Here is an 11136-nt window from a genome sequence, read left to right as displayed (position 1 = left end):
ATGGTCCATGCCTTCCCCTACCCAATAATCCGAAAACATACTGAAGGTTACGGAAGATGTCAGGATTAGATTGTCATACCCATTGGCGAAAACCCCTCCTAAGGTATCAGACTGCTCTAAACACAGCACATCCTTAATTCCTTTTTCAAGTAGTTCTTTAACCGCTACAATGCCTCCGGGCCCTGCCCCAATTACTATACAGCTATACATTTGTTATACTATTATGTTTTCAATTGTTAAATCGGCTAATTCAAATAAAGGCAAAATATCATTGTCAATATCCTGCTTTTGAATTATATCGTGTTCATAACCGGTACTTAAGTCCGGCGGTAAGACTTCAATTATTCTGGTATATAGAAGTGGTCCGTTAAAAGAAGTATCTATATTAATGAATGAGATTACCGCAACACTATGTTCTTCTTTGGTAGGAAAGTTATCTATTATCCAATCCGGCAATCTTACAGTCACGGCGCCAATGGTTTCTTTATTATAATGAATTCTGGATTGTTTCAGGGTCTTTCCAAGCAATTCTCCTGAAAGTATCGTCTTGTGTACTGTTTTAATGGTTTTGTGATCTGTATTATAAAACCTAACAACCCCTACGGTCCTGGAAACATTCTTTTTATCCCTGAGATGAACAATCCTTATTTCATTATCCTGCCGAATAATATCACAAGAAATGGGGCCATAAAGATTCTCAAGCGAAGTGGTATGTAATTTTTTACTATTCATCTATATTAGCGTACGGTTCTCGGTTATTCTTTTTAACATTCTCATTTTTACCCCTTCAAATAAAAGGTTTCTTACCCTATATTATTGCCGCCTAAAATACACAAAAATTAAGAATGGATTGTAGATTTTTGGTCAATTAAGCAACACGCATGATAAACGACAACTATCCTTTAATAAACACTGATTTTTGGTATGTACCTGCAAATCTCTAAGCGCTGTAGGAATCTTCTTCTAACATTGTTAAACAAACTCACATTTTAATAATTACTTCAAAGAGTTCCAATAAATTTTGTAAATTCAGCTCAGTATTTTTTATAAAGACCAACCACAACTATTTTCCTGCCAACTATGCTAAAAACTATATTGAACACCTGCCTGAAGAACTTTGTCTTTTTTATTTGTTTCTTCTTAATGGCCACCGCACCTCTTTTGGCCCAGAAACAATTGGGTAAACCTATTATTACAAATTACAAATACCAGGATTATGGAGCCGGACCTGCCAATTGGTGGGCATTAGAAGATGATAAAGGAATTATGTATTTCGCAAATGGAGGAGGGATTTTGCAATACGATGGGGTAAATTGGGATTTGATCAGGTTACCCAAGGTTGGAGGTGTACGATCCTTGAAAAAAGATAAGCATGGTACAATTCATGTTGGGGGAATTGGCGAAATAGGATATTTGGAAGCAGATGCTAACGGAGAATTTCAATATAAGACCTTGCTAAATGAAATTCCCGAAGAGCATAGGTCTTTTAAAGATGTATGGGAGATAGATTACCATAAGGATAGGATCATTTTTAGAACAGAATTTAAATTATATGCCTGGGATGGTGAAAAAATGAAAGTGATTCCCTCTGAGGATGGTTATCATGTAGGTAATATTATTAATGACACCTATTACCTTCGTATTTGGGGGGTAGGTCTATGTATCTTGAAGGATGATGACACTTTTGAAGTAGTTCCCGGTGGAGAAGCATTTACCAGCGAACGTATTTACACCATCTTACCCTATGATGAAGATCAATTGCTTATTGGTACGCGAACCAAAGGATTTTTCCTATATGATGGTAAGGAATTTAAACCTTTTAAGACAGAAATAGATACCTACGTTAAAGATAAGTTATACCTGCCGGGTGTGGCTTTGGATGATGGTCGTTTTGTGTTAAATACTTTTAGTGATGGCGCTTATCTAATTGATCATGATGGAAAATTAATACAGAAGTATACCACAGATAATGGGTTGCAGGATGGGAGCGTCGATTATGTATATGTCGATTCAAGAGGCGTTCTTTGGATTATGCTCTTAAATGGTATTTCTACGACAAACCTTAATTCTTCTTTCACTTTGTTGGATTCCGACATGGGCCTTTCTACTAATGTAGTCAATGATGTCTATAGATTTAAAGGTGTCCTTTATTTGAGTAACAATGATGGTGTCTCTTATTTGGATGAAGATGAAAAAGTGATAAAAAATATACCCGGAACCTTTGGTCAGGGAACTAATTTTTTGGAATTCAACGATAGGCTATATGTAGGGACCAATGGAATGGGATTTGTAGAAATTACAGGAACTTCCTTTAAATATGTACGGGAAAATATCGATTATGATTTTAGAGCCGGTCAAATTTACCAATCAAAGAAGGATCCAAAGCGGATATATATATCACATCAACAAGGAATAATAACTTTTTATTACGATAGCCGCCAAAATAAATTCCTCGAAGAATCATTTACCAATGAACCAACAAGAAGCAGCGCTAATATGTTAGAAGCTTCCGATGGAAGTTTGTTTGTAGAGTCTAGTCTAGAAAGTCAGGTGATACGGATTTATCCCAAATTAGTTGATAATAAGCTTAGTTTTCCGGATTCGAAATTTGATTATCTGGATAATGATAATGGGTTGCCGAATTCCAGAATATTTTTTGTGGAAGCCGGTGAAGAAATTGTCTTTTGGGCAACAGAAACGCAACAGTCTTTTGCATTTAATGAAAGTGAAAACCGTTTTGAAGAAAAAAAATTCTTTTTTGGTGACCAGATAGATTTTAACAGACCAGGTACTAATTTTTATGAGGATGATAATGGTAGCCTATGGTTTGACGTAGGATCCGGACTAATGGTAGCCTCAAAAGATTCCAATGGGGAGTATACTATTAACAAAGAAACTTTTAAGGAACTTAAGAACAATCGAATCTGGACTATTTACGTGGAGAATTCTGAGGAGAATGACACACAATTGGCATGGTTCACAGGTCCTGATGGGGTTATAAGATATGAAGGAAATCTTGCTAAACCCTTTGTTCCTAACTTTAATGTAGAATTGAGAAAGTTGGCTATAGCAGGAGATTCTATTATCTATGCTGGCAATTCAGATTTTCCTGAAGGTCTTAAAATACCTTATGATCAGAATAATGTAAATATTGGCTATGCAGCCCCCTTATTTATTGGACAAAATGAAATGCAATACAGCACCCAATTAGCAGGCCTGGACAAAACCTGGTCTGCTTGGACCAAACAAGCTTCCAGAGAGTATATCAATCTTCCTCCCGGGAAATATAGTTTTAGAGTTAAAGCGCAAAATGTTTATGGGGATGTTTCCGAAGAAAAGTCGGTCAGTTTTAGTATAAGTGCTCCTTGGTACGAAACATGGTGGGCTTATGCACTCTATGTCTTAGGTTTCCTCTTATTGGTCTACGCCATTGTTAAAACAAGGACTAACCTCTTAGTAAAGCAGCAAAAAGATCTGGAAGAAAAAGTGGAAGAACGTACCAAAGAAGTACAACAGCGCCTCGATGAATTAGACACAGTTAACCATGTAAGCAAAGCCCTGACAGAGAAATTGGAGCTTAATGAATTGATAAAATTGGTAGGTAATGAAATGAAGAAGCTCTTTAAATCGGATATTACCTATCTGGCTTTGTTAGATGAAGAAAAAGGAGTTATTAATTTTCCGTACCAGGATGGTGATAATATGCCTCCAATGAATTATGGGGAAGGATTCACTTCTAAAATTATTCAAACCGGTGAATCTTTACTAATAAACAAAGATACCGATATCGTTGCCCAATACGACAAGTACGGGATTGAGCAAACCGGTAAACGGGCCATCTCATATTTGGGGGTTCCTATTCCTGTAGAAGATAAAATTATTGGTGTACTTAGTGTTCAAAGCACAAAACTGGCCAGCAGATTTAATCAGGAAGATAAAAATTTACTAAGTACAATTGCTATTAACGTGGGGATAGCCCTTCATAATGCGGAACTTTATGAAGAAGCTAAAGGGGCCAAGGCAAAAGCGGAGGATGCCAATGAAGCAAAAAGCGCCTTCCTCTCTACAGTAAGCCATGAATTGCGCACCCCCTTAACATCAGTATTGGGTTTTGCAAAAATCATCAGAAAAAGGCTCGAAGAAAAGATATTTCCTGCGGTGACCGTTGATGATCAAAAAATAAAGCGAACCATGAAACAGGTTAGCGAAAACCTAAATGTAGTTGTGTCTGAGGGAGAGCGGCTTACTAATTTGATCAACGATGTACTTGATCTCGCCAAAATAGAATCGGGCAGGATGGAATGGAACAAAAAACCTGTTTTCTTACAGGATGTAATTAGCAGGGCTATAGCCAGCACCTCTTCGCTATTTGAACAGAAAAATTTAACCCTGAAGAAAAATGTTCCTGAAGATCTGCCTTTGGTCAGTGCCGATGAAGACAAACTGATCCAGGTGGTTATTAACCTCTTATCAAATGCCGTAAAATTCACGGATAAAGGTTCGGTGTCTATTGAAGCATCATTAGATAACGGACAATTACTCGTTGAGGTCCAGGATACCGGGATAGGAATTGCCGAGGAAGACAGGCACAAGGTATTTGAACGTTTCAGGCAAGCCGGGGATACACTTACCGATAAACCCAAAGGCACGGGATTGGGGCTTCCCATTTGCAGGGAGATTATAGAACATCACGGTGGCATTATCTGGATGAAAAGCACAGCAGGAGTTGGGAGTACTTTTTTCTTTACCATTCCTGTTATAGGAGAAGGTACAGATCAGCCACCAATTCAACTTGAGAGAATCCTTAAAAGCTTAAAAAAACAAATTAAGCACTCCTCTCTTAAAACATTGAAAAAGGCGCAGACTATTTTGGTGGTGGATGATGACACCCCTATCCGGTCTTTACTGCGACAGGAACTTACAGAGGCAGGATATGAGGTAAAAGAAGCGGCCAATGGCAAAGCGGCCCTGGACATGGTACGTTTATCAAAACCGGATTTAATTATACTTGATGTCATGATGCCCGAAATAAACGGATTTGATGTCGCGGCAGTACTAAAGAACGATCCGGCGACTATGGACATCCCAATAATCATTTTATCCATTGTACAGGACAAAGAACGGGGATTTAGGATAGGTGTAGACCGGTATCTTACGAAACCAATAAATACTGAACATTTGTTTCATGAAGTGGAGGAACTGCTGGAACAGGGCGTTTCGAAGAAAAAAGTATTGGTGGTTGATGAAGATGCGTCGGCTGTAAAAACACTTGCAGAAGTTTTAAATGCAAGGGGTTATAAAGTAGTGGAATCTACCTCCAAAGACTTTATGGAAACTGCCACCAAAGCCAAGCCCGATATAATAATGTTAAACTCCGTTTATAATGGGGATCAAAAGAAAATAAAAGACCTGAAATTGCAGGAAGGGATGGAAAATGTAATGTTTTTTATCTACGAGTAAAATAAATCATAACAGTAACTAAATAATATATGGGACAAAAATTGCTGATAGTAGATGATGAGGCTCACATCAGAATGTTAATTGAGCAAACTTTGGAGGATTTAGAGGATGAAGGGGTAGAATTATTGTTTGCTGAAAATGGCGAAGAGGCATTAAACTTAATTAAGGAAGAGGAACCAAATCTTGTATTCCTGGATGTTATGATGCCTAAAATGAACGGGATGGAGGTTTGTCAGATTGTAAAAAAAGAACTCAATTTATCACATGTTTATATTATACTTTTAACCGCAAAAGGTCAGGAAGTTGATCGGCAAAAAGGCCTTGACATGGGGGCAGACCGATACATGACAAAACCTTTTGACCCGGATGAGATGCTGGCTGTTGCGGAAGAAATCCTGGAGGTATAGCAATGACCCGGCAAACAGATACTAAATATTATTTAAGAGCCCTCAAAAACATCTTAAAAAAAGGAAACGATTCACAATCGGCCTTTAGTGATATCGCTTTGAAATTGGGAATAAATTTCGGCGTAATGGGATGCGACGAAAAGCTGCTTTTCGGTTCTTTCAATGAGGAGTTTCAATCTTTTAACTTAAGTCTGGGTGATATTATCTATGGCCGGTTACTGGCGTCAAATGAAGATGGGAGATTATTAGCCAATATGGTTATGGTCCTGGTTAAAAAAGAACTTGAAAAGAAAAAAATTGGAAATGAGGTTTTAGGCCTGTATCGCGAAATAAATATGATCTATAGTTTTAGTGAGATGATCTCTGAAAAAATAGATGAAAAATCCATTGCAGAGATGGCACTAAGAGAAGCCTCTCAAATTATTAATTCAACGCATGGTCTCTTTTTAATTTATGAACCAAAACAAAATAAAGTAGTTGAGCTCGCCGCATTTGGCCTGAATCCGGAGAAAGAAAAGAATATTGATAAACTCAATGATCTGCTCAAAAAATTGATTAACAAAGGCACATCAGCCATTGTACCTTCAGATAAAATCATGGATAATCCGGCATTAGACCATCTGAAGACTATTATGTATGCCCCGCTTAAGGTTAAACACCGAACTTTAGGTATGGTCATACTGGGGCATAATAACGAAAAAGAATTCACAGCAGCTGAATTAAAATTACTTACCACGATTTCATTACAAACGGCAGGTGCTTTGGAGACCGCCCACCTTTATCAGAAAGGACTACAGGAAGCCAAAGAACGGGAAGAAGCCATCAGGTCTATTCACGAAGTAAGTCAAAAATTTGTTCCAAATGAATTTATTAAATCCCTGGGAAAAGACAGGCTTACAGAAGTGTCTTTAGGTGATCTCGTAGAGAAGGAAGTAACTGTAGTTTTTGCCGATATCAGGGAGTTTACAACAATATCAGAGAATCTGAATCCTGAAGACAACTTCCTTTTTATAAATTCCTTTAATAAAAGAATGGGGCCTATTGTTCGCAAAAATGGGGGATTCATAATGCAGTATCTGGGAGATGGTTTTATGGCCCTATTTCCTGATGGTTCTCAGACCGCATTAAGAGCTTCAGTAGAAATGCATTCAGAACTCAAAGTATTTAATGAAGAAAGAGCAGTTAAAGATCGTTTCCCGGTAAAGCTGGGAATTGGGATGCAAAATGGTAACCTTATCATGGGTATAACGGGCGATATAGAAAGACTGGATGCCGCTATTATATCAGACACAGTGAACACGGCTTCAAGAATTGAAGGACTATCCAAACACTACGGATCCTCAATTTTATTGACAGATAACTGCAAAAATAACCTGACACATCCGGAAGAGTTTGATTTCAGGTATTTAGGTCCCGTTCAGGTAAAAGGAAAACAAAAACCTATTGATCTTTACGAATGTATTAACGGCGACAGCGAGCAGCTTTTAAAGCATAAATTAGCAACCCTTAATACCTTTGAAGAGGGCATGAAACAGTATTTTATGAAGGAATTTGCAATGGCTGCTGTAACATTTCAACAAATTGTAAAAAAAGAACGAAATGATAGCGCAGCCAAATTATTTCTGAACAGGTCGGCGCACATGATTACCCAGGAAACCGGGGACGACTGGAAAGGAATAGCTTCTATTTCTTCAAAATAATCTTTCCTTAACACATAAATTTACATACCGCACATAACTATGGAACTACAGATCAAAGATTTAAACAAAACCTATTCCAATGGGGTTCACGCCCTGAAAGATGTCAACCTTACCATCCCCCAGGGAATGTTTGGCTTGCTAGGACCAAATGGTGCGGGTAAATCATCGCTAATGAGAACCCTTGCTACTTTGCAAGAGGCAGATTCCGGTTCTGTAACTATGGGTGATATAGATATTTTAAAGGATAAAGCCAAGGTAAGGGAAATCCTGGGGTACCTGCCACAGGAATTTGGGGTTTATCCGAAAATAAGTTCCTACAACATGCTTAATCATATTGCCTCCTTAAAAGGAGTTTCCAATAAATCTGAGCGAAAAGACCTGGTAGAGTCTTTATTAAATAAGACCAATTTATGGCATGTACGAAATAAAAGCCTGGGCACCTATTCCGGAGGAATGAAACAACGCTTTGGCATTGCACAGGCGTTAATTGGAGATCCCAGTTTAATTATTGTTGATGAACCTACAGCCGGATTAGATCCTGCAGAGCGTATCAGGTTTCATAATCTATTAAGTGAAATAGGTGAGAATACAATAGTTATTTTATCCACTCACATTGTAGATGATGTATCCAATCTTTGTAGCAATATGGCTATTATTTGTTTAGGGGAAGTGGTTGTTAAAGGTAATCCTTCAGATTTAACAGAAGGCGTCAAAGGCAGGATATGGAAAAAGGGCATAGAAAAAGATGATTTGGAAGAGTATCAATCCGAAATGCAAGTTATTTCTACCCATTTAAAAGCTGGCCACACTATCATTCATGTGCTTAGTGATGAACGACCCGATTCCACTTTTGAGCCCAGCAAGGCCAATTTGGAAGATGTTTATTTTGCTGAGATCTCATCCAGAATGGAGAAAATCACGGATTAAACCTTTCATCACTTAAAAATTATCCAATATGTTTAAAGAAATATTTTTCTTCGAGATCAAATACAGGCTAAAAAGGCCAGCCACCTATGCCTATTTTGGCATCCTGCTTATTTTCGGGCTTATTGTGGCTATCGGGGGAAACGGGCCTGCTTCAGAAAAGGTATTCGTCAATTCTCCTGTGGCTATAGCAACTATGCTCAGTACCATCAGCATTTTTGGTATAATGATAGCCAGCGCAATTATGGGCGTACCGGTGTACAGGGATATAGAGCATAAAACCGAAAATTATTACTTCACCTACCCTATTAGTGAAAAGGGTTATATTCTTGGTCGCTTTTTTGGATCTCTATCCGTGTTGTTTTTAGTTAGCCTTGGTCTCCACGTGGGCCTTATCATAGGTTTTATTATAGGTCCATATGCAGGCTATGAAGAGCCTGAAAGATTTACAGCCTTTAATTTTGTGCACTATTTACAGCCAACAATTATGCTCTACTGGAGTAACTTTTTCTTTGCAGGATGTATCTTCTTTTCATTGGTAAGTTTAACAAAGAGAGTTATGCTGGCCTATGCAGGTGGCGCTATCCTCTTCATTACCTACCTAATAACCTTAACACTTACCCAGGATATAGATAATAAAGCCTTGGTGAGTCTCTTAGATCCATTTGGATTTGGCACATATAATAACATTATTGAATACTGGACTCCGGAAGAACAAAATACTTTAATGGTACCTTTTAAAGGGATGCTTGTCTGGAATCGTGTGCTTTGGGTAGGGCTTGGTCTTTTTGCGTTTTTATATACTGTCTTTAGATTTGATTTTCAACGTTTTCTCAAAAGGAGTTACAGTACTAAAAAAAGAAAAACGGAAGAAGATATTGCCGAGGTTTCATCAACACATACCAAAATTCCGGAAGTAAGTAAAGTGTATTCCCGTGCACTTAACATCAAACTTCTTTTTAGCCTGGCTTTGATGGAATTCAAAAATATCATCAGGGATAATTTCTTTATTGCCATACTGGTCGCTGCCGTACTTTTCCTGTTTTTTGATGCCTGGTTTGGCTTTCCTATTTATGGCACCCCTTCCCTGCCCCTTACCTATTACATGTTGGAGGTAAAAGATTTTACCTATATCATTTTAATATTTGTTTTGATTGTCTTTATGACTGGTGAAGTCCTGCACAGGGAACGAAATGTTAACTACGATCAGATTTTCGGGTCATTACCTATCCCCAATGGCATAGTTTACGGCTCTAAATTTCTGGCACTTACATTGGTAAGTTTTCTGTTAGTAAACCTAATCCTTGTAAGCGGTGTTTTTAATCAGGTTATAAAAGGATATTTCAATTTTGAGTTTGATAAGTATTTTACCGATCTGTATCTTATTGAATTTCCCAAATACATCATTTTTGTAATGCTTGCTTTCTGCGTACATTCTTTGGTGACCAAAAAATTTATTGGTCATGTGATTGCTATTGCCATCTGGGCAACACTTTTTGGGTTGAATAGTTTTCTGGATGTAGATAACAATCTTTATCTATATGGCTATGCTCCTGGCTATACAGTTTCAGACATGAATGGCTTTGGACATTTTGGCACTTCTCTTTTTTGGTTCAGACTGTATTGGCTGGCGTTTGGAGCAATACTTACCCTTGTAGGTTTTCTGTTTTGGAAGCGAGGCACAGATTCAGGAAGTAAGGCCCGTCTTCAGATTGCCAGGGGCAGATTAAAAGTGAGTACGCTTTCTTCTATTAGTCTTTTGGCTGCAATATGGCTTGGCTCAGGAGCTTTTATAAACTTCAATACCAAAACATTAAATAATTACAGGACCGATAAGGCAGGTACCATAGCCTCTGCTGATTATGAGAAGCATTTAAGTCAATATTACCAGAAAACGCAGCCCAAGGTTATCGATGTAAAGGTAAACGCAGATCTGGTGCCCGAAGAGCGCCAGGCTACAATTAAAGTAACCTATAAGATGGTAAATAAATCTAACGAAACTATTGATTCTCTTCATCTCAACTGGGGAGGGCCGGGACTCTTCCATAAAAAAGTTGAAGATTTTAAAATAGATGGCAAAACGCCTGTTCTTGGGAAAAAATACGAAGCCTATGGTTATGAGATCTATTCCCTTGGCAAAAGCATGCAGCCTAATGACACCCTGGTTATGGAGTTAAAAGTAACCGGATCTTTTGAGGGATTTCCTAATGAAGGTAGTGGATCAGACATTGTATACAACGGTACTTTCCTTAATAATAACTTTTTTCCCTCCTTTGGATATTCCTCTCAGGGTGAATTAACAAGTGATCAGGATCGCAAAAAATATGACCTTCCTATAAAAGATTATCAACTGCCTCCACATGATGATGAATGGGGTTTACAAAATCTTTTATTTAATGATGATGCGGATTATGTGACTTTTGAGGGAACCGTAAGCACAGCTCCGGATCAGATAGCCATCATGCCGGGTTATTTACAAAAAGAGTGGGAAGAGGATGGTCGCAGGTACTTCACTTATAAGATGGAAGGTGATTTGGATTTCTTTTATAATATTTCATCAGCCAGATATAATGTGCATAAGGAGGTATGGACCGGTAAAAATGGAGACAAAGTAAATATCGAAATTTTCCATCACCCTACACATA

Annotated in this window: 7 protein-coding genes; 5 read left to right on the top strand and 2 right to left on the bottom strand. The window is 38.0% G+C overall.

All coding sequences use genetic code 11. From position 1 onward, the window contains the following. Both Q0X66_RS14165 and Q0X66_RS14160 read right to left on the bottom strand, forming a co-directional pair. The coding region (locus Q0X66_RS14165; protein WP_297707505.1) for an NAD(P)-binding protein at nucleotides 1–210 on the bottom strand (210 nt) is incomplete at its 3' end. 3 nt (nucleotides 211–213) lie between these two features. Beyond that, nucleotides 214–732 carry a hypothetical protein gene (locus tag Q0X66_RS14160; RefSeq protein WP_297707503.1) on the bottom strand — a complete coding sequence of 173 codons (519 nt, stop codon included), beginning with the start codon at nucleotides 730–732 and terminating at the stop codon, nucleotides 214–216. 348 nt (nucleotides 733–1080) lie between these two features. On the opposite strand from Q0X66_RS14160, the gene Q0X66_RS14155 reads away from it, so the two are divergent. The 5 genes from Q0X66_RS14155 to Q0X66_RS14135 form a co-directional block, all read left to right on the top strand. Continuing rightward, entirely contained in the window at nucleotides 1081–5460 is a 4380-nt protein-coding gene (locus Q0X66_RS14155) for a response regulator (RefSeq protein WP_297707501.1), read from the top strand. A 29-nt stretch (nucleotides 5461–5489) separates the two neighbouring features. Continuing rightward, on the top strand, nucleotides 5490–5867 hold the full coding sequence (locus Q0X66_RS14150) for a response regulator (protein WP_297694427.1): 378 nt from the start codon (nucleotides 5490–5492) through the stop codon (nucleotides 5865–5867). Between the two features lie 2 nt (nucleotides 5868–5869). Next, nucleotides 5870–7567: an adenylate/guanylate cyclase domain-containing protein gene (locus Q0X66_RS14145; RefSeq protein WP_297694429.1), complete on the top strand. Its 1698-nt coding sequence runs from the start codon at nucleotides 5870–5872 to the stop codon at nucleotides 7565–7567. Nucleotides 7568–7606: 39 nt separating this feature from the next. After that, complete coding sequence (locus Q0X66_RS14140) at nucleotides 7607–8494, top strand: ABC transporter ATP-binding protein (RefSeq protein WP_297694431.1); 888 nt, start codon at nucleotides 7607–7609, stop codon at nucleotides 8492–8494. Between the two features lie 28 nt (nucleotides 8495–8522). Continuing rightward, a partial coding sequence (locus Q0X66_RS14135) for an ABC transporter permease (RefSeq protein ID WP_297707499.1) occupies nucleotides 8523–11136 on the top strand: 2614 nt, incomplete at its 3' end.

Origin of the sequence: uncultured Eudoraea sp. (assembly GCF_947260015.1) — a bacterium.
Lineage (GTDB): Bacteria > Bacteroidota > Bacteroidia > Flavobacteriales > Flavobacteriaceae > Eudoraea.
The sequence above is the reverse complement of the archived record's forward strand: the minus strand, read 5'-3'. Positions and strand labels throughout refer to the sequence as shown.

Bases quoted from the DNA above. Each gene is read 5' to 3' on its own strand.
- Q0X66_RS14155 (WP_297707501.1), top strand. From the start codon at position 1,081: ATGCTAAAAACTATATTGAACACCTGCCTGAAGAACTTTGTCTTTTTT.
- Q0X66_RS14160 (WP_297707503.1), bottom strand. From the start codon at position 732: ATGAATAGTAAAAAATTACATACCACTTCGCTTGAGAATCTTTATGGC.
- Q0X66_RS14145 (WP_297694429.1), top strand. From the start codon at position 5,870: ATGACCCGGCAAACAGATACTAAATATTATTTAAGAGCCCTCAAAAAC.
- Q0X66_RS14150 (WP_297694427.1), top strand. From the start codon at position 5,490: ATGGGACAAAAATTGCTGATAGTAGATGATGAGGCTCACATCAGAATG.
- Q0X66_RS14140 (WP_297694431.1), top strand. From the start codon at position 7,607: ATGGAACTACAGATCAAAGATTTAAACAAAACCTATTCCAATGGGGTT.